At 59.8% G+C, this 25024-nt stretch carries 19 protein-coding genes; 13 read left to right on the forward strand and 6 right to left on the reverse strand.

Annotated features, from left to right (window positions below):
- Positions 1-157 precede the first annotated feature (157 nt).
- A complete protein-coding gene (locus V5E99_RS13330) occupies positions 158-2494 on the reverse strand; it encodes a penicillin-binding protein 1A (protein ID WP_499802837.1) in 2337 nt (778 codons plus the stop codon).
- Between the two features lie 323 nt (positions 2495-2817).
- On the opposite strand from V5E99_RS13330, the gene V5E99_RS13335 reads away from it, so the two are divergent.
- The 11 genes from V5E99_RS13335 to hemE all read left to right on the forward strand — a co-directional run bounded on the left by V5E99_RS13335 (position 2818) and on the right by hemE (position 18614).
- Positions 2818-3882, forward strand: a complete 1065-nt coding sequence (locus V5E99_RS13335; RefSeq protein WP_499802838.1) for a pilus assembly protein PilM — start codon at positions 2818-2820, stop codon at positions 3880-3882.
- Positions 3882-4448: a PilN domain-containing protein gene (locus V5E99_RS13340; RefSeq protein WP_499802839.1), complete on the forward strand. Its 567-nt coding sequence runs from the start codon at positions 3882-3884 to the stop codon at positions 4446-4448. Before V5E99_RS13335 ends, V5E99_RS13340 begins: the two co-directional genes overlap by 1 nt.
- On the forward strand, positions 4445-5068 hold the full coding sequence (gene pilO / locus V5E99_RS13345) for a type 4a pilus biogenesis protein PilO (protein WP_499802840.1): 624 nt from the start codon (positions 4445-4447) through the stop codon (positions 5066-5068). The genes V5E99_RS13340 and pilO overlap by 4 nt, the downstream gene beginning before the upstream one ends.
- Positions 5065-5592, forward strand: coding sequence for a pilus assembly protein PilP (locus tag V5E99_RS13350; protein WP_499802841.1), 528 nt, complete (start codon positions 5065-5067; stop codon positions 5590-5592). The genes pilO and V5E99_RS13350 overlap by 4 nt, the downstream gene beginning before the upstream one ends.
- Before the next feature lie 61 nt (positions 5593-5653).
- Entirely contained in the window at positions 5654-7687 is a 2034-nt protein-coding gene (locus tag V5E99_RS13355) for a type IV pilus secretin PilQ (protein WP_499802842.1), read from the forward strand.
- Positions 7688-7691: 4 nt separating this feature from the next.
- Entirely contained in the window at positions 7692-8210 is a 519-nt protein-coding gene (aroK, locus tag V5E99_RS13360; RefSeq protein ID WP_499802843.1) for a shikimate kinase AroK, read from the forward strand.
- A gap of 150 nt (positions 8211-8360) precedes the next feature.
- A complete protein-coding gene (gene aroB / locus V5E99_RS13365; protein WP_169371987.1) occupies positions 8361-9461 on the forward strand; it encodes a 3-dehydroquinate synthase in 1101 nt (366 codons plus the stop codon).
- Positions 9462-9471: 10 nt separating this feature from the next.
- The gene (locus tag V5E99_RS13370) at positions 9472-11055 is read left to right on the forward strand and encodes an SPOR domain-containing protein (protein WP_499802844.1); all 1584 of its coding nucleotides are present in this window, start codon (positions 9472-9474) and stop codon (positions 11053-11055) included.
- Positions 11056-11406: 351 nt separating this feature from the next.
- Positions 11407-15852: a glutamate synthase large subunit gene (gene gltB / locus V5E99_RS13375; RefSeq protein WP_499802845.1), complete on the forward strand. Its 4446-nt coding sequence runs from the start codon at positions 11407-11409 to the stop codon at positions 15850-15852.
- Between the two features lie 33 nt (positions 15853-15885).
- Positions 15886-17304 carry an FAD-dependent oxidoreductase gene (locus V5E99_RS13380; RefSeq protein WP_499802846.1) on the forward strand — a complete coding sequence of 473 codons (1419 nt, stop codon included), beginning with the start codon at positions 15886-15888 and terminating at the stop codon, positions 17302-17304.
- Positions 17305-17546: 242 nt separating this feature from the next.
- Positions 17547-18614 (forward strand): uroporphyrinogen decarboxylase, encoded by a 1068-nt coding sequence (gene hemE / locus V5E99_RS13385; RefSeq protein ID WP_499802847.1) that lies wholly within the window; start codon positions 17547-17549, stop codon positions 18612-18614.
- 162 nt (positions 18615-18776) lie between these two features.
- Here the strand turns inward: hemE and V5E99_RS13390 are convergent, their stop codons facing one another.
- Positions 18777-20051, reverse strand: coding sequence for an MFS transporter (locus V5E99_RS13390; protein WP_499802848.1), 1275 nt, complete (start codon positions 20049-20051; stop codon positions 18777-18779).
- A 119-nt stretch (positions 20052-20170) separates the two neighbouring features.
- Here V5E99_RS13390 and V5E99_RS13395 point away from each other — a divergent pair, with 119 nt between their 5' ends.
- Together V5E99_RS13395 and V5E99_RS13400 are read left to right on the forward strand one after the other, a co-directional pair.
- Complete coding sequence (locus tag V5E99_RS13395) at positions 20171-21073, forward strand: LysR family transcriptional regulator (protein WP_499802849.1); 903 nt, start codon at positions 20171-20173, stop codon at positions 21071-21073.
- Positions 21074-21422: 349 nt separating this feature from the next.
- Entirely contained in the window at positions 21423-21731 is a 309-nt protein-coding gene (locus tag V5E99_RS13400) for a DUF6124 family protein (RefSeq protein ID WP_499802850.1), read from the forward strand.
- Between the two features lie 221 nt (positions 21732-21952).
- Here V5E99_RS13400 and V5E99_RS13405 read toward each other — a convergent pair whose 3' ends face one another.
- The 4 genes from V5E99_RS13405 to V5E99_RS13420 form a co-directional block, all read right to left on the reverse strand.
- A complete protein-coding gene (locus V5E99_RS13405; protein WP_499802851.1) occupies positions 21953-22639 on the reverse strand; it encodes a hypothetical protein in 687 nt (228 codons plus the stop codon).
- A 62-nt stretch (positions 22640-22701) separates the two neighbouring features.
- Positions 22702-22956 (reverse strand): bacteriocin immunity protein, encoded by a 255-nt coding sequence (locus tag V5E99_RS13410; protein ID WP_499802852.1) that lies wholly within the window; start codon positions 22954-22956, stop codon positions 22702-22704.
- Between the two features lie 7 nt (positions 22957-22963).
- Entirely contained in the window at positions 22964-24295 is a 1332-nt protein-coding gene (locus V5E99_RS13415) for a pyocin-S2/colicin E7-DNase domain-containing protein (protein WP_499802853.1), read from the reverse strand.
- A gap of 268 nt (positions 24296-24563) precedes the next feature.
- Entirely contained in the window at positions 24564-25010 is a 447-nt protein-coding gene (locus tag V5E99_RS13420; protein ID WP_499802854.1) for an excinuclease, read from the reverse strand.
- Positions 25011-25024 lie beyond the last annotated feature (14 nt).

Below are 25024 nucleotides of genomic sequence, written 5' to 3' on the forward strand. Positions count from 1 at the left end.
GGCGTAGAAAGTCAAAGGATCGCAGCCTTCGGCAGCTCCTGCATGAGAATGCGTTCCCTCTGCAGGAGCTGCCGAAGGCTGCGATCCTTTGATCTTGCCAGCAACAAAAAGCCCCGCACTTCTCTCGAAGGCGGGGCTTTTGCGTTGCGCTACCGGATCAGAACAAATCGATCGGCGCCGCTTCGTCCGCTGGCAGCGGGCTGCCCGGCGCAGTGCCGTTGCCCAGCTCGTTCACCGACGGTGGCGTGTCCTCGGCCTTGAACAGCTCGAAGTACGCCCCAGGCGTGCTTGGCGTGGCTGCACGGCCACTGACCGGGTCAACCCGCAGGCTGAGGATGCCTTCCGGCTCCGGTTGGGTGTGTGGCGGCTTGCCTTTAAGCGCGGCGCCCATGTAGTTCATCCAGATGGGCAGCGCGACGGTGCCACCGAATTCCTTGCGACCCAGACTCTCTGGCTGATCGAAACCGGTCCAGACCGTGGTCACGTAATCGGCGTTGTAGCCGGAGAACCAGGCATCCTTGGATTCGTTGGTCGTACCGGTCTTGCCCGCGATGTCCGGACGACCCAAGGCCAGGGCGCGGCGGCCGGTCCCGAGTTTGATCACGTCTTCGAGCATGCTGTTGAGGATGAACGTGGTGCGGCCATCGACAATCCGCTCGGCCAGGGCCGGGGTTTGCGGCAACGTGCCAGGTGCGGCTGGCGCCTCGCCCGGCGTCGGGTTGACTGTGAACGTCTGGGCCGCCGGCGCGGCAATGCCGCTGGTTGCCGCGTCGCCCTGAGGAACGCTCGGCGGGTTGGCGACGAACAGCGTGTCACCGTTGCGGCTTTCGATCTTGTCGATGATGTACGGGCTGATCTTGTAACCGCCGTTGGCGAAGGTGCTCCAGCCAGTGGCGATTTCCATTGGCGTCAGGGTTGCGGTGCCGAGGGCCAGGGACAGGTTGCGCGGCAGGTCCTGCTTGTTGAAGCCGAACTTGCTGATGTAATCGATGGTGCGGTCAACACCCAGCGCCTGCACCAAGCGGATCGACACCAGGTTACGCGACTTGTACAAACCTTCACGCAAGCGGATCGGACCGAGGAAGGTGTTGGTGTCGTTCTTCGGACGCCAGACCTTGTCCAGGTACTCGTCGACAAACACGATCGGCGCGTCGTTCACCAGGGTGGCGGCGGTGTAGCCGTTATCCAGTGCCGCGCTATAGACGAACGGCTTGAAGCTCGAACCCGGCTGACGCTTGGCCTGCAAGGCACGGTTGTAGTTGCTCTGCTCGAACGCGAAGCCGCCGACCAGCGAACGAATTGCGCCGTTCTGCGGATCAAGGGACACCAGCGCACCCTGGGCCTGGGGAATCTGGCTGAACTTGAGCGAGTTGTCCGGCTGGCGTTGTACGCGAATCAGATCACCGACCTGCGCCACATCCGAAGGCTGTTTCGGGTTGGCGCCCATGCTGTTGGTGTTCAGGAATGGCCGCGCCCATTTCATGCTGTCCCAGTTGACGTGTTCGTCACCGGTGCGGGTCATCACTTGCACGCCGTTCTTGTCGACTTGCGTAACGATGGCCGGCTCAAGGCTGCTGATAGTGCGCTGCTTGGTCAGTTCGGTGGCCCAGGCTTCACGGGTCTTGCCTGGCAGGCGCGACTCGGGACCGCGATAGCCGTGACGCTGGTCGTAGCTCATCAAGCCTTCGTGGACGGCGGTGTTGGCCATTTCCTGCAAGTTGCTTGGCACGGTGGTCGTGACGCGGAAACCTTCGGTGTAGGCGTCACTGCCATAACGGCCGACCATTTCGGCCCGGGCCATTTCAGCGATGTACGGCGCGTTCACTTCCGGGGTCGGCACGTGATAGCTGGCGTTCAACGGTTCGTTGATCGCGGTGGTGTAGTCGGCTTCGGTGATTTTTCCGAGTTTGTACATCCGCCCCAGAATCCAGTCACGACGCTCTTTGCTGCGGGCCGGGTTGGCCAGCGGGTTGAAGCGCGACGGGGCTTTTGGCAGGCCGGCGATCATCGCCATTTGCGCCAGGCTCACATCCCGAATCGATTTGCCGTAGTAGACCTGCGCGGCGGCTTCGATGCCGTAGGCGCGATTGCCCAGGTAGATCTTGTTGACGTACAGCTCAAGGATCTCGTCCTTGGTCAGCTGTCGTTCGATCTGCAAGGCCAGGAGGATTTCGGTGGTTTTGCGCGAAAAGCTGCGTTCGCTGGTCAGGAAGAAGTTCTTCGCCACCTGCATGGTGATCGTGCTGCCGCCGGACTGAATGTGCCCGCTCTTGACCAGTTGGGTCGCGGCACGCATCAGGCTGCTGGGATCGACGCCATAGTGGTTGGCGAAATTGTCGTCTTCAGCACTTAGTAACGCATTGATGAAATTGGGGGGAATGTCGGCGAAACGGATTGGCGTGCGGCGCATTTCGCCAAATTCTGCGATCAACTTGTTGTCGCTGCTGTATACCCGTAGAGGAATCTGCAACTGAATGCTTCTCAGCGCCTCCACGGACGGCAATCCCGGACTAAGGTAAAGATAAGCGCCACTGAGACCTAAAAGCAGTCCGCAGAAAACGGCGACGATGGACCAACCGAAAAATTTCAGCAGACGAATCAAGGCTTTTGGACATCCAGGGCAAAGAATGAATTTGGCGTCAGGGTCTCGGGTACACAGAGAACGACCTGCGCTGGCAGTAAAAGCGGAAAAAAACGCTGGGCATTATAAGCATTTTTCCGCCGGGAGCGTTATTTGCGCTTCTGTCAAGACGGGGTGATTGAACGCAACGCACATTACAGAGTCCGTAACTCACGGATAGTCATAGGGAATTGGTAGTGCTAGGACTCTTCAATAAAAAGACCAGAACGGTTCTGGGGATCGATATCAGCTCCACGTCAGTGAAGCTTTTGGAGCTGAGCCGTCAGGGCGACCGCTATCGGGTCGAGGCCTATGCGGTTGAACCGCTGCCCGCCAACGCGGTGGTCGAGAAAAATATCGCCGAGCTCGAAGGCGTGGGTCAGGCACTGTCACGCGTGCTGCTCAAGGCCCGGACCAATGTCCGCAACGTGGCCGTGGCCGTGGCCGGGTCGGCGGTGATCACCAAAACCATCGAGATGGACGCCGGGCTGTCCGACGACGAGATGGAAAACCAGCTCAAGATCGAGGCCGATCAATACATTCCTTATCCACTGGACGAAGTCGCCATCGATTTCGAAGTCCAGGGCGCATCGGTGCGCAACCCCGAGCGGGTCAATGTGTTGCTGGCCGCCTGTCGAAAAGAAAACGTCGAGGTGCGCGAGGCGGCGCTGGCCCTGGCGGGGCTGACGGCAAAAGTGGTCGACGTCGAGGCCTACGCCCTTGAGCGATCCTTTGGCTTGCTCGTGACTCAATTGGCGTCCAGCCATGAACGCCCGACCGTTGCGGTGGTGGACATCGGCGCGACCATGACCACCCTGAGCGTGCTGCACAACGGGCGGATCATCTATACCCGCGAGCAACTGTTCGGCGGCCGTCAGCTCACCGAAGAGATCCAGCGCCGTTATGGCCTGACCGTCGAGCAGGCCGGGCTGGCGAAAAAACAGGGCGGCTTGCCGGACGACTACGTCAGCGAGGTGTTGCAGCCGTTTCGCGATGCCCTGGTGCAACAGGTATCGCGTTCATTGCAGTTTTTCTTTGCGTCCGGCCAGTACAACGCGGTCGACCACATCCTGCTGGCGGGCGGCACCGCCTCGGTACCCGGGCTCGATCGGCTGATCGAACAACGGCTGGGTGTGCCGACCCAGGTCGCCAATCCCTTCGCCGACATGGCGCTGAGCAGCAAGGTCAACGCCGGCGCCCTGGCCAGCGACGCACCAGCCTTGATGATCGCCTGCGGTCTGGCCCTCAGGAGTTTCGACTGATGGCACGGATCAACCTTTTACCCTGGCGTGAAGAGCTGCGCGAAGAGCGCCGCAAGCGTTTCCTGTTGGCGTTGGTGGGTGTGCTGGTGGGCTCGGTGGGCTTGATTCTGATTGCCGATCAGATCATCAGCAGCGACATCAATCGGCAAGTGGCGCGCAATGAATACCTGGGCAAGCAGATTGCCGTGGTCGATGAGCGGATCAAGCAGATCGGCGACCTCAAGGCCCGTCGCCAGCAACTGGTGGAGCGCATGCGCATCATCCAGGACCTGCAAGGCAACCGGCAGATCAGCGGACGAATCTTCGATCAGTTGGCGCGGACCCTGCCGGACGGCGTGTATTTCACTGAAGTGAAAATGGTCGGCAAAACCCTGTCCATCACCGGCGCGGCCGAGTCGAACAACAAAGTCTCGGAGCTGATGCGCAACCTCGACGCCTCCGACTGGTTCGATGCGCCCAGCCTGACCGAAGTCAAGGCGATGACCGCCGGTCAACTGGATCAGGCGAACGTTTTCCAATTGACCGTCCGCCAGACTCAGCCCGCCGCCATGGAGGTCGCCAAGTGAGACCGTCCGAATGGTTTGAAGGGCTGCGCAAGATCGATATCAACGACCTGGACACCAGCAACCTGGGTTCCTGGCCACCGGCAATCAAGGCTGTGGCGGGCATCCTGCTGATGCTTGTGGTGTTGGGGCTGGGCTACAACTTTTACATCAGTGACCTCGAAAGCGAACTCGACCTCAAGCGCTCGGAAGAGTCGACGCTCAAGGAGCAATTTGCCAGCAAGGCCGGCATGGCGGCGAATCTGGAGCTCTACACCCAGCAGATGAAGGAGATGGAAAACTCCTTCGGCGTGTTGCTGCGGCAACTGCCCAGCGACACCGAAGTGCCTGGCTTGCTGGAGGACATCACCCGCACCGGCCTGGGCAGCGGCCTGGAATTCGAAGAGATCAAGTTGTTGCCGGAAGTCACCCAGCCGTTCTACATCGAGTTGCCGATCCAGATCACCGTCACCGGGGCCTATCACGACCTGGCCACGTTCGTCAGTGGCGTCGCCGGGTTGCCGCGAATCGTCACTTTGCATGACTTCGACCTTGCGCCGGCCAATCCCGACGGTGGTACGAAGCTGCGCATGAGCATCCTCGCCAAGACCTACCGCTACAACGACAAGGGGCTGCAAAAATGACCCCGTTTCGTTGCTTATCAATGGTTGTGTTGTTCGCCGCCCTGGCCGGATGCGGCGGTGACAATGGCTTCGGTGATCTGGACGCGTACATGAACGAAGTGCGCCTGCGTCCATCGGGCAAGATTGAACCAACGCCGACCTTCCGGTCTTACCCGACATTCACCTACAGCGCCGCCAATCTGCGCAGCCCGTTTTCCCGGCAGGTCAGAGTCGATCTCGCTGGACAGAAGCACGGTTCGCGCAACGTCAAACCCGACCTCAATCGGGTCAAGCAGTACCTCGAAGGTTTCAACATCGAGCAGTTTGAAATGGTCGGCACGATCTCCAACGCTACCGGCTCCTTTGCGCTGCTGCGCGGGGCGGGCGGGGTGCATCGGTTGAAAGTCGGCGATTACCTGGGGCGTAACGATGGGCGGATCGTCGCCATCAGCGGCTCGCAAGTCGATGTGGTCGAAATCGTTCCCGACGGCGAGGGCGCCTGGCTGGAACGTCCACGGACCATCCCTTTGAAAGAGCACTCATAGTGGAACTCGAATAATGAACAGGATTTTCTCAACCCTCGGTCTTTCGCTATGGATAGCGCTGATGTCGCCGATGGTACAAGCGGCCACCCTTGATGCACTGGATGTCGCCACGCTGCCGGGTGATCGCATTGAGCTGAAGTTGACCTTCGACGGCCCGCCGCCAGCGCCCCACGGCTACACCACCGAATCCCCGGCGCGAATTGCGCTGGATCTGCCGGGCGTGGTCAGCAAACTGGCCAGCAAAAATCGTGACCTGGGCGGCGGTAACGCGCGCAGCGCCACGGTGGTGGAGGCCAAGGACCGTACGCGACTGATCATCAACCTGACCCAACTGACGCCCTACAGCTCAAGAGTTGAAGGTAACAACCTGTTCGTGGTCGTTGGGCAAGGCGCCAAGGCTGCGACGTCCAAACCTGTTGCCAGCGCGCCGCGTGTCGCGACCGCCAAACCGGCCCCGGTGAAAACCTATGCGCCCGTGAGCAAGGCGATCCGGGGCGTGGACTTCCAGCGTGGTACCCAGGGCGAAGGTAATGTGGTGATTGATCTGTCAGACCCAACCATCGCTCCGGACATTCAGGAGCACGACGGCAAGATCATCCTCGGCTTCGCCAGGACGCAATTGCCCGAGCCATTGCGCGTGCGCCTGGACGTCAAGGATTTCGCCACCCCGGTGCAATTCGTTAACGCTGCCGCCACCGGCGACCGCGCTACGATCAGCATCGAACCTGTTGGCGCCTACGAGTATTCGACCTACCAGACGGACAATAAGCTGACCGTCAGCATCCGCGCGGTAACCCCCGACGACTTGCAGAAGCGCAACGCCGAACGATTCGCCTACACCGGCGAAAAGCTCTCGCTGAATTTCCAGGACATCGATGTGCGCTCGGTGCTGCAACTAATCGCCGACTTCACCAACCTCAACCTGGTCGCCAGTGACACCGTGCAGGGCGGCATCACGTTGCGTCTGCAGAACGTACCGTGGGATCAGGCGCTGGACCTGGTGTTGAAAACCAAGGGCCTGGATAAGCGCAAGATCGGCAATGTGTTGCTGGTCGCGCCAGCCGATGAAATCGCCGCCCGTGAGCGTCAGGAGCTGGAGTCGCAAAAACAGATCGCCGAACTGGCACCGCTGCGCCGTGAGTTGTTGCAGGTCAACTACGCCAAGGCGGCCGATATCGCCAAGCTGTTCACCTCGGTGACCAGCGCCGAGACGAAAGTCGACGAGCGCGGTTCGATCACGGTCGATGAGCGAACCAACAACATCATTGCCTACCAGACCCAGGACCGCCTCGACGAGCTTCGGCGCATCGTCGCGCAACTGGACATCCCGGTGCGCCAGGTGATGATCGAGGCGCGGATCGTCGAAGCCAACGTCGATTACGACAAGAGTCTGGGCGTGCGCTGGGGCGGCTCGGTGCAGAACAAGGGCAACTGGAACACCTCGGGCGTCAGCAACGGTTCTTCCACCACCATTGGTACGCCGGGCAGTACCAGCACCAACTCGCCGTTCGTCGATATGGGCACGGCGGGGAACACGTCGGGGATCGGCATCGCCTTCATCACCGACAACGTGTTGCTCGACCTTGAGCTGACGGCCATGGAGAAGACCGGCAACGGCGAAATCGTCTCGCAACCCAAAGTGGTCACGTCCGACAAGGAAACTGCAAAAATCCTCAAGGGCACCGAGATTCCCTATCAGGAGGCGAGCTCCAGCGGCGCGACGTCCGTGTCGTTCAAGGAGGCCTCGCTGTCCCTGGAAGTGACACCGCAAATCACCCCGGACAACCGCATCATCATGGAGGTCAAGGTCACCAAGGACGAACCGGATTACCTCAACAAAGTGCAGGACGTACCGCCGATCAAGAAAAACGAGGTCAACGCCAAAGTGCTGGTCAACGACGGCGAGACCATCGTCATCGGTGGGGTTTTCTCAAATACTCAGAGCAAGGTTGTAGATAAGGTGCCATTTCTCGGCGATGTGCCGTATCTTGGCCGCCTTTTCCGGCGTGACGTGGTTTCGGAGAAAAAATCCGAGCTGCTGGTATTTCTCACTCCGCGTATCATGAATAACCAGGCGATTGCTGTGAGTCGTTGATTCTGTGCGAAATTTGATTCTTGTAGGACCGATGGGTGCTGGCAAAAGCACCATCGGCCGTTTGCTGGCCAAAGAGCTGCGCCTGCCATTCAAAGATTCCGACAAGGAAATTGAATTGCGCACGGGCGCCAATATCCCGTGGATCTTCGATAAGGAAGGCGAGCCCGGCTTCCGTGATCGCGAGCAAGCGATGATCGAAGAGCTGTGCGGCTGCGACGGCGTGGTGCTGGCGACCGGTGGCGGTGCAGTGATGCGCGAAGCCAATCGTCGGGCCCTGCATGCCGGGGGGCGCGTGGTTTATCTGCACGCCTCCGTCGAGCAGCAAGTCGGCCGCACCGCCCGTGATCGCAATCGTCCATTGTTGCGCACCGCTGATCCGGCCAAGACCCTTCGGGACTTGCTGGCGATCCGCGATCCGCTTTATCGGGAAATCGCCGATCTGGTGGTGGAAACCGATGAGCGGCCGCCGCGAATGGTCGTGCTCGACATCCTTGAACGCTTGCAGCAGCTACCTCCCCGTTAAAGCGTGGCGCGAAATGCGCTATCCTCGGCGTCCTGTCATGGCCGCTCAAGGTTGTGGCGGATGGCTATCAAACGGCGTCACACAGCAGGCGCCGCGCACATTTGTTAACTCAAGGCAGGACGCCTGATTCCATCTTCACTGTGGGGACACATGCAGACACTCAAGGTCGACCTAGGCGAGCGCAGCTACCCGATTCATATTGGCGAAGGTTTGTTGGATCAGCCCGAGTTGCTGGCCCCGCATGTTCGCGGACGGCAAGTGGCAATCATCTCCAACGAGACCGTGGCGCCGCTCTATCTCGAACGTCTGACCAAAAGCCTCGCGCAGTTTTCAGTGGTCTCGGTGGTGCTGCCCGACGGCGAAGCCTTCAAGACCTGGGAAACCCTGCAACTGATTTTCGACGGCCTGCTGACCGCCAGGCACGACCGCCGTACCACTGTCATCGCCCTCGGTGGCGGCGTGATTGGTGACATGGCCGGTTTTGCGGCGGCGTGCTACCAGCGCGGTGTCGATTTCATCCAGGTGCCCACCACGTTGCTGTCGCAAGTCGACTCGTCGGTAGGCGGCAAGACCGGGATCAACCATCCGCTGGGCAAAAACATGGTCGGCGCCTTCTATCAGCCCAATGTGGTGCTGATCGATACCGCCACCCTCAATACGCTGCCGGCTCGCGAACTGTCTGCGGGCCTGGCGGAAGTCATCAAGTACGGGCTGATCTGCGACGAGCCGTTCCTCACTTGGCTCGAAGAAAACGTTGATCGCTTGCGCGCCCTGGACCAGGTCGCCCTGACGTACGCTATCAAGCGCTCCTGCGAGGCCAAGGCTGAAGTGGTTGGCGCCGACGAAAAAGAAACCGGCGTGCGCGCCACGCTCAACCTGGGGCACACCTTCGGCCACGCCATCGAAACCCACATGGGCTATGGTGTGTGGCTACACGGCGAAGCGGTCGCTGCTGGCACCGTGATGGCGTTGGAGATGTCCGCGCGCCTGGGCTGGATCAGCGAGCAGGAGCGAGATCGCGGTATTCGCCTGTTCCAGCGGGCCGGTCTGCCGGTCATTCCGCCGGAAGAGATGACAGAAGCCGATTTTCTCGAACACATGGCAATTGACAAGAAAGTGATCGACGGTCGTTTGCGCCTGGTGCTGCTGCGCCACATGGGCGAAGCGGTGGTGACCGACGATTATCCGAAAGAGGTTCTACAGGCCACGCTGGGAGCGGATTACCGCGCCCTGGCTCAGCTTAAAGGTTAATAAGATCCCGATGACTAGTTTGCATGCCGACGAGGCTTTCCTCGGCCATTACCAGTTAAGTCATGACCCTTTTGCTCCACGGGTGCCTGGCTTCAAATTTTTCCCGGCCCAGCGCAAACCGGTGCTGGGACAACTGCATCACCTGGCCCGTTACAGCCAGTTGCTGCTGGTGGTCACCGGCCCGCAAGGCAGCGGCAAGACCCTGTTGCGTCAGGCGCTGGTGGCCAGCACCAACAAACAATCCGTGCAAAGCGTGGTGGTTTCCGCCCGTGGCGCGGGTGATTCTGCCGGCGTACTGCGCCAGGTCGCCCAGGCGCTGAACGTGGCCCAGGCCGAGATCGGCGCGATTCTGGCGCAAGTGGTTCAGCTTGCCCTGACCGGGCAGGAAGTCTACTTGCTGGTGGACGACGCCGAGCAACTCGACGAGTCCGCGCTGGACGCCCTGATGGCGTTGGCCGCCGGCGCACCGGAAGGCCGCCCGCATGTGTTCCTGTTCGGTGAATCGTCGCTGATCGCTCAACTGGAGGCCCTGAGCCTCGAGGAAGAGCGCTTCCACGTCATCGAATTGCAGCCGTACACCGAAGAAGAAACCCGCGAATACCTGGATCAACGTCTTGAAGGCGCCGGCCGGGGTATCGAACTTTTCACCGCAGATCAGATCTCTGATATTCACGAAAGCTCCGACGGTTGGCCTGGCAACATCAACCAGGTCGCCCGCGATGCGATGATCGAAGCCATGATTGCCAGCCGCACAGCGGTGAAGCGTCCAAGTATGGGGTTCAACATGCCGAAGAAACACGTATTGGCGATTTCTGCCGTAGTCGTGGTCGCGGTAGCTGCCGCCTGGTTGATGCCGGGCCGCAGCAAGACACCGACCACCGGCGCACCGGCCAACGAACAGGCCCAGTTGCCATTGGGTACGCCAAAACCGAACGCCGCCGGCGGTGCGCCCGCCGTGGAATTTGCCGGTAACACGCAGCCGATGCCGTTGCCGCTGGTCGGCCAATCGCAACCGGTCATGCGCAGCCCGCTGGCCGAAGCGGCCGGTGGTATCACCGAGGGCGACGACGGCGTGCCGGTCGAAGGCTCCAGCGCTACACCGCCGACCGTAACCACCATCGCGCCGCCTACAGGCATTCAGCCAGGTCCTGCACCGACGCCAGCCGCCAAGCCGACGCCTGCGCCGACTCAGGTCGCTACCGCCAAGCCAGCGCCTGCTCCAGTGGCCAAACCGGCTCCAGCGCCCGCCAAGCCTGTGGTGGCGGCCAAGCCAGCCGAGAAGCCGGTGACCGTGGCCAAGGCTGCCGGAGGTAGCTGGTACGCCGGGCAAGCACCGGGTAACTACGTGGTGCAGATCCTCGGCACCAGCTCTGAAGCCACTGCGCAAACCTTCGTCAAGGAGCAGGGCGGCGAGTACCGTTACTTCAAGAAAGTCCTGAACGGTAAACCGCTTTACGTCATCACCTACGGCAGCTTCGCCAACCGCGATGCGGCCGTTAGCGCCATCAAGGCCTTGCCAGCGAAGGTTCAGGCTGGTAAACCTTGGCCTCGCTCCGTCGCCAGCGTCCAACAGGAACTGGCAACAGCTCGCTGAAGATTCGGCGGCCTTACCCAGGCCGCCTCTCTCGGCACCTCAAAATTTTCCGCGAGTAGCATGCTGCCCTAGAGGCCGCGTGCCTTGTGGTGTCTGCGTCACAGTAGTCTTTGAGTCGTTGCGGTCAAAATTAAAAAAGTTTTGACTAGCACAGCATATCGCTTTAAACCTTTCACAAATGCGACATAGATTTGCGACAGTTCGTCGTCAAATTTGTGAGCCCCTGTGTCGGTGTGTACAATGACCTCCCTTTTGCCCCCGCAAAGCCGGCGTACGTTCGGCGTGGATGGCAAGTGGTTGAATTGAAAAGAAATTTGCCTCGAAAAGAGGCAGCCTGGTGAGAAAGTGTCTATGAAAGCAGGTCTGTACCAACCAGATGAATTCAAGGATAACTGCGGTTTCGGCCTGATAGCCCATATGCAGGGCGAGCCCAGTCATACCCTTTTGCAAACGGCCATTGAGGCCCTGACCTGCATGACCCACCGCGGTGGGATCAACGCCGACGGCAAGACCGGTGACGGTTGCGGCTTGCTGATTCAAAAGCCGGACGTATTCCTGCGAGCCATCGCCCAGGAAACCTTCGGCGTCGAGCTGCCCAAGCAATACGCCGTGGGCATGGTCTTCTTCAACCAGGACCCGGTCAAAGCCGAAGCCGCTCGCGAGAACATGAACCGCGAGATCCTCGCTGCCGGCCTGACCCTCGTTGGCTGGCGCAAAGTGCCGATCGACACTAGCGTCCTCGGCCGCCTGGCCCTTGAGCGCCTGCCACAGATCGAGCAGGTCTACATCGGCGGTGAAGGCCTGAGCGATCAGGACATGGCGATCAAGCTGTTCACCTCCCGTCGTCGCTCGTCCGTGGCCAACGCCGCCGACGCCGATCACTACATCTGCAGCTTTTCGCACAAGACCATCATTTATAAAGGCCTGATGATGCCGGCGGATTTGACCGCCTTCTATCCAGACCTCAGCGACCAGCGCCTGCAAACCTCGATTTGCGTGTTCCACCAGCGCTTCTCGACCAACACCCTGCCGAAATGGCCGTTGGCGCAGCCGTTCCGCTTCCTCGCCCACAACGGCGAGATCAACACCATCACTGGCAACCGTAACTGGGCCGTGGCCCGTCGCACCAAGTTCACCAACGATTTGATGGACCTGGAAGAACTCGGCCCATTGGTGAACCGTGTCGGCTCCGACTCCTCCAGCATGGACAACATGCTCGAGTTGATGGTCACCGGTGGCATCGACCTGTTCCGTGGCGTGCGGATGATCATTCCGCCTGCGTGGCAGAACGTCGAAACCATGGACCCGGATCTGCGGGCGTTCTACGAATACAACTCGATGCACATGGAACCGTGGGACGGCCCGGCCGGCGTGGTCATGACCGACGGTCGCTACGCGGTGTGCCTGCTCGACCGTAACGGTCTGCGTCCGGCGCGTTGGGTCACCACCAAAAACGGTTTCATCACCCTGGCCTCGGAAATCGGTGTCTGGAACTACCAGCCTGAAGACGTGATCGCCAAGGGCCGCGTGGGTCCGGGCCAGATCTTTGCCGTGGACACCGAAACCGGTCAGATCCTCGACACCGACGCCATCGACAACCGCTTGAAGTCTCGTCATCCGTACAAGCAATGGCTGCGCAAGAATGCCCTGCGCATCCAGGCGACCATGGAAGACAACGACCACGGTTCGGCGTTCTACGACGTCGATCAGCTCAAGCAATACATGAAGATGTACCAGGTCACTTTCGAAGAGCGTGACCAGGTGCTGCGTCCGCTCGGCGAACAAGGCTACGAAGCCGTTGGCTCGATGGGCGACGATACGCCGATGGCCGTGCTGTCCCAGCGCGTGCGCACGCCGTACGACTATTTCCGCCAGCAGTTCGCGCAGGTTACCAACCCGCCGATCGACCCGCTGCGTGAAGCCATCGTCATGTCGCTGGAGATCTGCCTCGGTGCCGAGCGCAACATCTTCCAGGAGTCGCCGGAACACGCCTCGCGCGTAATCCTCAGCTCGCCGGTCATTTCCCCGGCCAAGTGGCGTTCGCTGATGAACCTCGATCGCCCGGGCTTCGAGCGCGCGATCATCGATCTCAACTACGACGAAAGCGTCGGCCTCGAAGCGGCGATCCGCAACGTTGCCGATCAGGCTGAAGAAGCCGTGCGTTCCGGTCGTACCCAAGTGGTTTTGAGCGACCGTCACATTGCCCCGGGCAAGTTGCCGATCCACGCTTCGCTGGCTACCGGCGCGGTGCATCACCGCCTGACCGAAAAAGGCCTGCGTTGCGACTCCAACATCCTCGTGGAAACCGCGACTGCCCGCGACCCGCATCACTTCGCGGTGTTGATCGGTTTCGGTGCCTCGGCGGTTTATCCGTTCCTGGCCTACGAAGTACTGGGCGACCTGATCCGGACCGGTGAAGTGCTGGGCGACCTCTATGAGGTATTCAAGAACTACCGCAAAGGCATCACCAAAGGTCTGCTGAAGATCCTGTCGAAGATGGGCATTTCGACCATCACTTCGTACCGCGGTGCGCAACTGTTCGAAGCCATCGGCCTGTCCGAAGAAGTCTGCGAACTGAGCTTCCGTGGCGTGCCGAGCCGCATCAAGGGTGCGCGTTTCGTCGACATCGAAGCCGAGCAGAAAGCCCTCGCCGCCGAAGCCTGGAGCCCGCGCAAGCCGATCCAGCAGGGCGGTTTGCTGAAGTTCGTCCACGGTGGCGAATATCACGCTTACAACCCGGACGTGGTCAGCACCCTGCAAGCCGCTGTGCAGCAGGGCGACTACAGCAAGTTCAAGGAATACACGGCGCTGGTGGACAACCGTCCGGTGTCGATGATCCGCGACATGTTCAAGGTCAAAACCCTGGACACGCCGCTGGACATCAGTGAGATCGAACCGCTGGAATCGGTGCTCAAGCGCTTCGACTCCGCCGGCATCTCCCTCGGTGCACTGTCGCCGGAAGCTCACGAAGCCCTGGCCGAAGCCATGAACCGCCTCGGTGCGCGTTCCAACTCCGGCGAAGGCGGCGAAGACCCGGCGCGCTACGGCACCATCAAGAGCTCGAAAATCAAGCAAGTGGCGACTGGCCGTTTCGGCGTGACCCCGGAATACCTGGTCAACGCTGAAGTGCTGCAGATCAAAGTCGCCCAGGGCGCCAAGCCCGGCGAAGGTGGTCAGTTGCCGGGTGGCAAGGTCAACGGTCTGATCGCCAAGCTGCGTTACGCAGTGCCGGGCGTGACCCTGATTTCGCCGCCGCCGCACCACGACATCTATTCGATTGAAGACTTGTCGCAGCTGATTTTCGACCTGAAACAAGTCAACCCGAAGGCCCTGGTCTCGGTGAAACTCGTTGCAGAGGCGGGCGTCGGCACCATCGCCGCCGGTGTGGCCAAGGCCTACGCGGACTTGATCACCATCTCCGGCTACGACGGCGGCACCGGCGCATCGCCGCTGACCTCGATCAAATACGCGGGCGCCCCGTGGGAACTCGGCCTGGCCGAAACCCACCAGACCCTGCGCGGCAACGACCTGCGCGGCAAAGTCCGGGTGCAAACCGACGGTGGCCTGAAAACCGGCCTCGACGTGATCAAGGCTGCGATCCTCGGCGCTGAAAGCTTCGGCTTCGGCACCGCACCAATGATCGCCCTGGGCTGCAAATACCTGCGCATCTGCCACCTGAACAACTGCGCCACCGGCGTCGCGACGCAGAACGAGAAGCTGCGTAAAGACCACTACATCGGCACCGTCGACATGGTGATCAACTTCTTCACCTACGTGGCTGAAGAAACCCGTGAGTGGCTGGCCAAGCTGGGCGTGCGTTCCCTCGAAGAACTGATCGGCCGTACCGATCTGCTGGAAATCCTCGAAGGCCAGACCGCCAAGCAGCAACACTTGGACCTGACGCCGTTGCTGGGCAGCGATCACATCCCGGCAGACAAGCCTCAGTTCTGCCAGGTTGACCGCAACCCGCCGTTCGACAAAGGCCTGCTGGCCGAGAAAATGGTCGACATGGCCACCTCGGCAATCAACGACCTGAGCGGCGCCGATTTCGCCCTGGATATCTGCAACTGCGACCGTTCGATCGGTGCGCGGATCTCCGGTGAAATCGCTCGTAAACACGGCAACCAAGGCATGGCGAACGCGCCGATCACCTTCCGCTTCAAAGGGACGGCCGGTCAGAGCTTCGGTGTGTGGAACGCCGGCGGCCTGCACATGTACCTGGAAGGCGACGCCAACGACTACGTCGGCAAAGGCATGACCGGCGGCAAACTGGTCATCGTTCCGCCGAAGGGCAGCGTCTACAAGACTCAGGACAGCGCCATTATCGGCAACACCTGCCTGTACGGCGCCACCGGCGGCAAGCTGTTCGCCGCTGGCACCGCAGGCGAGCGATTCGCTGTGCGTAACTCCGGTGCTCACACCGTGGTTGAAGGCACGGGCGATCACTGCTGCGAGTACATGACCGGTGGTTTCGTCTGCGTCCTGGGCAAAACCGGTTACAACTTCGGCTCAGGCATGACCGGCGGTTTCGCCTACGTGCTCGACCAGGACAACACCTTCGTTGACCGGGTCAACCACGAACTGGTGGAAATCCAGCGGATCAGCGGCGAAGCGATGGAAGCCTATCGCAGCCACCTGCAACGCGTGCTGGACGAATACGTCGCGGAAACCGACAGCGAATGGGGTCGTAACCTCGCTGAGAACCTCGATGACTATCTGCGTCGTTTCTGGTTGGTCAAGCCTAAGGCCGCCAATCTGAAATCGTTGCTTTCCAGCACCCGTGCCAATCCGCAGTGATATGCGCCTGAAGAGTTTGATGAGGTTTTAACAATGGCTGAACGTCTGAATAACGACTTCCAGTTCATCGATGTCGGGCGCAAAGATCCGAAGAAGAAACTGTTGCGTCAACGCAAGAAAGAGTTCGTGGAGATCTACGAACCCTTCAAACCCCAGCATTCGGCCGATCAGGCCCACCGCTGCCTGGGTTGCGGTAACCCGTACTGCGAATGGAAGTGCCCGGTGCACAACTTCATTCCCAACTGGCTGAAACTGGTGGCCGAGGGCAACATCCTCCAGGCCGCCGAGCTGTCGCACCAGACCAACACCCTGCCGGAAGTCTGCGGCCGGGTGTGCCCGCAGGATCGTCTGTGCGAGGGTGCGTGCACCCTTAACGACGGCTTCGGCGCTGTGACCATTGGTTCGGTCGAGAAGTACATCACCGACACCGCGTTCGCCATGGGCTGGCGCCCGGACATGTCCAAGGTCAAGCCGACCGGCAAGCGTGTGGCGATCATCGGTGCCGGCCCGGCGGGCCTCGGTTGTGCCGACGTGCTGGTACGCGGCGGCGTGGCCCCGGTGGTGTTCGACAAGAACCCGGAAATCGGCGGTCTGCTGACCTTCGGTATCCCCGAGTTCAAGCTGGAAAAGACCGTGCTGAGCAATCGCCGCGAAGTCTTCACCGGCATGGGGATCGAGTTCCGCCTGAACACCGAAGTGGGCAAGGACGTGACCATCGAGCAACTGCTCGAAGAATACGATGCCGTGTTCATGGGCATGGGCACCTACACCTACATGAAGGGCGGCTTTGCCGGTGAGGACCTGCCGGGCGTGCATGACGCGCTCGACTTCCTGATCGCCAACGTCAACCGCAACCTGGGCTTTGAAAAGTCGCCGGAAGATTTCGTCGACATGAAAGGCAAGAAGGTTGTGGTGCTGGGCGGCGGCGACACGGCGATGGACTGCAACCGTACGTCGATTCGCCAGGGCGCCAAGTCGGTGACCTGCGCCTATCGTCGCGATGAAGCGAACATGCCGGGCTCGCGCAAAGAAGTGAAGAACGCCAAGGAAGAAGGCGTGAAATTCCTCTACAACCGCCAGCCGATTGCCATTGTCGGTGAAGACCGCGTCGAAGGCGTGAAAGTGGTCGAGACCCGTCTCGGCGAACCGGATGCTCGCGGCCGTCGAAGCCCCGAGCCGATCCCGGGCTCCGAAGAGATCATCCCGGCGGACGCCGTGGTCATCGCCTTCGGTTTCCGTCCAAGCCCGGCGTCGTGGTTCGAACAGTTCGACATCCAGACCGACAGCCAGGGCCGCGTCGTGGCCCCGGAACAAGGTCAATACAAGCACCAGACCAGCAACCCGAAAATCTTCGCCGGTGGCGACATGGTTCGCGGTTCTGACCTGGTAGTGACCGCGATCTTCGAAGGCCGCAATGCGGCTGAAGGGATTCTGGATTACCTGGGCGTCTAACCCAATCGCGAGCAAGCCTCTCTCCTGTAGGAGCAAAGCTTGCTCGCGATAGCATCACCCCAGTCATCAGGTCGACCGAGGTGTCTGCGTCGCGAGCAAGCTTTGCTCCTACGGGGGTAAGGCGGGTTTGCGAGGGGTTTTCACCGCGACAAATTGACCCGATAGACAAAAGGCTGACCTGCAACCGTGCCTTTTGCGTCGCGCTCTGAGAAAATGCCCGCACTTTTTTTCCGGATGCCGACATGACTGCCCTGAAGAACGACCGTTTCCTTCGCGCCCTGCTCAAGCAACCCGTAGACGTCACCCCCGTGTGGATGATGCGTCAGGCCGGTCGCTACCTGCCGGAATACCGCGCCAGCCGCGCCAAGGCCGGTGACTTCATGAGCCTGTGCATGAACCCGGAGTTCGCTTGCGAAGTCACGATGCAACCGCTCGACCGTTATCCGCAACTGGACGCGGCGATCCTCTTCTCCGACATCCTGACCATCCCGGACGCCATGGGCCAAGGCCTGTACTTCGAAACCGGTGAAGGTCCGCGCTTCAAGAAAGTCGTCAGCACGATGGCCGACATCGAGGCCCTGCCGATCCCTGATCCGCACAAAGACCTCGGCTACGTCATGGACGCGGTCAGCACCATCCGCCGCGAACTGAACGGCCGCGTGCCGCTGATCGGTTTCTCCGGCAGCCCGTGGACCCTGGCGACTTACATGGTCGAAGGCGGTTCGTCGAAGGACTACCGCAAGACCAAAACCATGCTCTACGACAACCCGCAAGCCTTGCACTTGTTGCTGGACAAGCTGGCTCAGTCGGTCACCAGCTACCTCAACGGCCAGATCATGGCTGGCGCGCAAGCGGTGCAGATCTTCGATAGCTGGGGCGGTAACCTCTCGGCGGCGGCGTACCAGGAATTCTCCCTGGCCTACATGCGCAAGATCGTCAGTGGCTTGATCCGCGAACACGAAGGCCGCAAGGTGCCGGTCATCCTGTTCACCAAGGGCGGGGGGCTGTGGCTGGAAAGCATCGCCGACGCTGGCGCTGATGCATTGGGCCTGGACTGGACCTGCGACATCGGCGAAGCCCGCCAGCGTGTCGGCAACAAAGTCGCCCTGCAAGGCAACATGGACCCGACCGTGCTGTACGCCAAGCCAGAAGCCATCCGCACCGAAGTCGGCCGCATCCTCGCCAGCTACGGCAAGGGCAGCGGTCACGTGTTCAACCTCGGTCATGGCATCACCCCGGAAGTTGATCCGGAGCATGCAGGTGCGTTCCTGCGCGCGGTGCATGAGTTGTCGGCGCAGTATCACGAGTGATCGTCGCCCGATAAGCAAAACGCCCGGCATTTGCCGGGCGTTTTGTTTGCGCAAGATCAAAAGATCGCAGCCTTCGGCAGCTCCTACGGGGTTGAGTGAACCGGCCATCCGTCGATTCACATCGCTGGCGTAGGAGCTGCCGAAGGCTGCGATCTTTTGCTTTTAAGCGTTCACACCACCCAACGGCGGCAACTTCGCCAGCTTCAACGCCACCAACAGCGCAATCACCAACAACCCGCCAATAAACAACCCGATCCCGTTCCACCCGCCCAAGTGCCAGAACACCCCGCCCGCCGTACCGGCAATGCTCGACCCGGCGTAGTAGCTGAACAGATACAACGAAGACGCCTGCCCCTTGGCCTTGATCGCCCGCCGCCCGATCCAGCTACTGGCCACCGAATGCGCGCCGAAGAAGCCGAACGTGAAGATCAGCATGCCGATGATCACCACCGGCAGCGGCGTGAACATCGTCAGCGCCAAACCCGCGAGCATCAACACGATGGTTGCCCACAGCACCTTGCGACGCCCCAGTTTGTCCGCCAGCGAACCAATCTTCGCCGAGCTGTAAATCCCCGACAGGTACACCACCGACAGCAACCCGACAAACGCCTGGTCCATGTTGTACGGCGCCGCCAGCAGGCGGTAGCCGATGTAGTTGAACAGCGTGACGAACGCGCCCATCAGCACAAAAGCTTCGAGAAACAGCAGCGGCAGGCCGGCATCGCGAAAGTGCATGGTGAAGCCGTCGAGCAAGCTGCGCGGATGCATCGAACGGGAGCGGAAGTTGCGTGATTCCGGGAGGATTTTCCAGAACACCGTCGCCGCAATCAGCGCCAGGCCACCGATCACCAGCATCGCGGTGTGCCAACTGACGAAGTCGATCAGTACGCCGGTGATCAAGCGCCCGCTCATCCCGCCAATCGCGTTGCCACCGATGTACAACCCCATCGCCAGGCCGATGTGCTGAGGATGAATCTCTTCGCTCAGGTAAGTCATGGCCACCGCCGCCAAGCCGCTCAGCGACAAGCCGATCAACGCCCGCATGATCAACACGCCTTCCCAACTCGGCATCATCGCGCTGGCCATGGTGCACAGCGCGGCGGCGAACAACGCGGTCACCATCACCGGTTTACGCCCGACACGGTCGGAAATCGGCCCGGTGATCAGCAGGCCAATGGCGAGCATGCCGGTGGCCACCGAGAGGATCAGGCTGCTTTGCGCCGCGTTGATCGAATACTCGTGGGACAGCAGCGGCATCATCGGCTGCACGCAATACAACAGGGCGAAGGTCGCGAAGCCGCCAGAGAACAAGGCCAGCACCGTGCGCATAAACATCGGCGTGCCTTTCTCGATGTAGATCTCGTTCAGCTCGGCGACGACATCGTCCAGCACAGTGGGCGGAACTTCATGGGCGAGCGGGGCAACAGCAGTTTTCACGTCGGACCTCGGAGGGGCGCAGCCGGTCAGGCAATGAAAAAAGCATATAGCTGCCTAACGATTCAATCCAATATATTATTCGACCTGTTTAAGACGTTTCACGACCTAATGGAGTTTTCATGGAATTGCGCCATCTGCGCTACTTCATCGCCGTCGCCGAAGAACTGCATTTCGGCCGCGCCGCTCAGGTGCTCGGCATCTCGCAGCCGCCGCTGAGCCAGCAGATTCAGGCACTGGAAGTCGAGGTCGGGGCGCGGCTTTTCGAACGGACCAATCGTCGGGTCGAACTCAGCGAGGCCGGTCGGTTGTTCCTGGAGGAGGCGCGGCTGGTGCTGGCCCAAGTCGACAAAGCGGCCGACGTCGCCCGCCGGGCGCAACTCGGTGAACTAGGCGAACTGAAAATCGGCTTCACCTCGTCTGCGCCGTTCAACTCGACCATTCCCCAAGCCATTTTTTCGTTTCGACAACGCTTCCCGGCAGTGCACCTGAACCTGCGGGAAATGAGCAGCACCCAAGTGGCCGATGCGCTGGTGGATGAATCGATTGAAGTCGGCATCATGCGCCCGCTCGGTTTGCCGGATTCCCTCAACGTCGTGGAACTGATGCGCGAGCCGTTGGTGGCCGTGCTCAGCTCCAAGCATCCGCTGGTCACCGACAGCGAAGAAGGCCTGTTTCTGTCAGCCCTTGCCCTCGAACCTTTCGTCTTTTTCCCACGCAGTTATGGCAGCGGTCTGTACGCCCAATTACTCACCCTGGCCCGAGACGCCGGCTTCAGCCCGCACTTCGCCCAAGAGGCCGGCGAAGCGATGACGATCATCGGATTGGTCGCGGCGGGGCTGGGCGTGTCGGTGCTGCCGGCGTCGTATCAGCGGATGCGGATTGATGGCGTGGTCTATCGGCCGCTGCTTGATCCGGAAGCGGTGTCGGCGGTGTGGCTGGTGCAGCGCAAGGATCAGAAGTCGCCGATGGCCAAGGCGTTTGTGGAGTTGTTGACGCGCAAGGTTGAGCCTCTGAAATCGTGATGTCTTTTGTCGGACATTTCCGAAGCTGTATTCCGGGAGCCTACAGCACCTTGCGGCAGAGCCTACGACAGGCCCAGAATCCGCTGGCTTGTGCGCCTTGGGGGCCGTCGGTAACTTGATTCGTGTCACTGCTCAACGGTGATCGGGTTTAGTAGCTCGTGGTTTCACGAAGCGCATTTGCGTTCCAGACAGTCAGGCATTTCCGTGTCTGTGCTTGATGGTAGCTGCGCGCAGGGCGCTCTTGAGCGCGCCGGTTTCGTGTCTCCCCGGTCTACTAACCTGCGTTCAGCTGCCACCCTTTTGTTTAGTAGCGACTCGGTGACGGCTCCACCTTTTTGGAGACCGAATCATGTTCAAAGACACGCCAAACCCACCGGATACCGATCCGGCATCCCATGGCATAAAAGAGTCCATCGACAACGTCGCGCCTATCAACAAACGCAAACCCAGCAACATCTTTCTCATCGCCCCCGACATCGACGACCGGGCCTTGCTCGAATACGCCTGTGAATCCCTGGCATCAGCAAATGTCATGGCGAGTGATTTCGTGAGGTTTCTGGAAGGATCGCAGTGCAACACACTGCTGGGGATTCAGCAGTCGATCATGCTGGGAGAGATGGCCGTGAACCGGTTATTGGACAACTTCGACTCACCTTGAAACCTGCAACGATCAATACAAGTCAAGTTGCGCAGGATGTTCCCATTAGGGGCTTGTGAGACTCTGAGGGTCCTGGGCAACCAGCCATCGCAGAGCCAGGCCGGTTTAGGGCGATGACAAGCCGACCTGTTTGTAAAAGGGTGCCGAAAGGCGCCCTTTTTCGATTCTGGCATTCACCGACACGTCCCCCAAAACATTTAAGAACTGACGGTGGCCTGAAATCACTGGGGCCGCATAACCACCCATTTTTTTATAGCCGGATCTATTGGCTGCTCGGATTCAATCTCTACTTGGGTTTGACTGAATTCCATGCCATTTCCACAGAACGCAGTAAATTGCCCGCCGTTGAGACTGTAGAAGTCGACATTCGTAACGGTCTCACAAGCATCGCTAGCCACCATTTTTCGCGCGAGTTTTACCCGAGACGACTGATAAGTGCTGTACCAGTCTTTGTACTCGGCTTTGGAACGGGCCGCTGATGCGCCTGGGCTCAGAACATCAATGGCAACTCGGGCGTCAAGGGCGCTCGTTGTGAAACGCCTATAGGGTTGGATGTCTTCGGGATTAACAGAAAAAAGGTAGGCTTCCCCGTTTCGCATATTGAATTTAATCACCTGCAACTGCGCTTCTTCTGGATAAACCTTGTAGACGACACTCAAATTCCTCAGGAACAGGCTGGGGCTTTTTTCACTCGTGTAAATGAACTTCTCGTCCTTCTTTAGTTTGAAACGCTGGACTACCGAGTCTATTCGGTCGAGCCGCTTTCGCTTCTCTAAGTCGCTCTCCGCAACCTCGACGGGCTTCAAGGGTTTCAACTGCTCGGGTATCGGCATTACCAGGACTTGAACATCTGCCTTCGCGTCACAGACGGCGGTAGCCAATATCAAGGGAATGAGGGGTTTCAACATGCGTCCTGCTCCTTATAAAACAATCTTCCGGGTTTTGCTGTGTTTCCATTTTTGCCGAGGGGTTACTTGTCTTTGAACCCCGGTAACCCCTGAGCAGCGCGCCATTCCTTTACCGTTCGTGTGACGCCTTCGGCGGAATTATCTGCACCAGGCTCTGGATAAAAAATCAGGTCGGAACCCCCCGGGTGGCCGGTTAGCTGCCTGAATTGAACCAGTACCTCGCCGAGTTCTTCGTCAGATCCCCCTTTATTGATGGCACGTATCTGTTGAATGAACTTGATGAACTCTTTTTCGGTGTAATCGCTAATGGCTGCCATTGTGTGCCTACATTTTTTTATGTTGATTGATATGGTTTTTGGGGGTGTTCACACGAAGATTATCTATGTCGTAGACCGCTCCACCATCGGCAATTCGCTCGATGTGGTGTATCTCGAAAGTAGTTCGGTTGCCTACTGCTTCTCGCTCTTGAACAGCAGGGGCGTTGCCTGACATCAGACGGTCCTGAGCGTCCTCATTGAACTGGCTAAAGAGCTCAGGATCATTTTTTACGGCTGTCCAGAATGCGGTTCGGAATGTTTTGAAGTTTTTAAATTCACGCCCTCGCAGTTCATCGGCTATTCGTTTTGGGATGGGTGCACCGAGCCCGACGTTGGCCCCGGCAAGCCAAATCCCCAGCACATCCTCACCAACCCCCGTAACGACACCGGCATCATGCCGAGCACTGAGCGCAATATAAATCGGCTCAATCGGCGTACCCGGAAACCAGATAATTGCATCCTGATACTCGGGTGGATGTTCCGGGTTCGCCAGTATCTGGTTGGCTTGCTCAGTGGGCGGATACACCCACACCGTCGGCAATGAAGGGGCGCCTTCCAGCGCGGGAATGCCCAGGACCTCATCAGGGTTGGCCGCAGGCGTCCAGGTCAGGTCAATCCCTTTGCCGATGTGGGCAACAAATTTTTCGCCTTTCTTGTCGGCTCCAATGACCCGGACAAATTCCCACTCTTTTTTCCCGCCTGTATAGAAACCGTAAGCGTTGACCGAACCATCAGGCAGTGTTTTCGCGTTGATGCGAACGCGGGTTCGCCCCATCTCCAGTTCGGCGTATTGCTCGTGTTTATAAAAGGCGCTGTCGGGGGAGAGGCTGGTATTGGGCATCAGCAGTGCAACGGTCCCGACCACCCCGCCCGTTGCAATCGCTGCGGAGCCCTTCACCAGACTGAGTGCCAGAGAACCGCCAAGGCGTTGGGCGACGGCGCTGCCTGTTGCCGAGCCGGCCACCCATTTGAGCGGCTGACCTTCTGCGGTGATCGCTGCACCGGTGCCCAGTACCGCCCATGAGCCGTAGTTGGCGAGTCTTTCGAGGGGGACGAAGCCGGCAGGATTGTTGTAGTTGATGACCCCGTCGGGGAGGTCGCAGCTTTTGGCGAACACGCAGCCTTTAGTCGCGGCTTGTTTGCGCTTTTCGGATTGCCCGAGCAGGCGTTCTTCATAGGCCTGTTGTCGGGCGAGCATGGCTTCGTAGGATTTTTGTCTGGCGTCACGTTCGGCCAGTTCGGTCGGGGTCATGTCTCGCAGGTAGCGAATTCCGATTCCACTACCGCCGCCAGCAGTTCCAACTTCCCAGACTTGGGGGATGTCCTTGTCGCGCGCCATTGATGCTGTTCTGTTTGAGGCTGAGGAGCCTCGAACCTACTCGGCAGGATCAGGTGTTGGCGTTAGGACGTTTCCCAAATGAGGCGCTGAAATTTCCTATTTCATCTTGTGTCTGGAAGGCGCCCCTACACCCGGCCCTGTAGGAGCTGCCGAAGGCTGCGATCTTTTGATCTTGCCTTTAGAAAAACAGGATCAAAAGATCGCAGCCTTCGGCAGCTCCTACGGGGGAATGCGTTGCGCATTCCGTCCGGTGTACGGCAGGCGGTTGTTACTGGACCTTTGCCAGATCCCCTTTCAACGCGACGCCCGCCATGATTGCCCCGGCGTGGCATTCGTAGTTCGTGGCGTCTTTGCGCTCATTGCTCTTGTAGAAACTGACAATGTTGGTCACCGCATTCGCATTCGCGCTCTTGGCTGCCTGGAACAGGCTGATGATTGCCGATTGTGCGACCCATTCGCAGGCCACGGCGTCGGTCTTGTTGAAGGCGTTGGTTTTCTTGTTGGTCACGGCGCCCGGGCTGACGACGGTGACGGTGCCGGCCGGGTTGTTACCGGCCAGGTAGAACTTCACGCTGCCATCGATTTTGCCGGTGCGGACAGCTTCGGCGACGGCTTTGTCGAACGGCAGGTATACCGGGGTGTCACGGGCCTGGCTGACGGCCGGGACGGCGCAGATCAGTAGGGTGGCGGCAGCGGCGAGTTTTTTGAAGTGCATGGGGTCTCCTTGAC

It is taken from the genome of Janthinobacterium sp. LPB2021202312-11-4, assembly GCF_037049705.1.
GTDB lineage: Bacteria > Pseudomonadota > Gammaproteobacteria > Pseudomonadales > Pseudomonadaceae > Aquipseudomonas.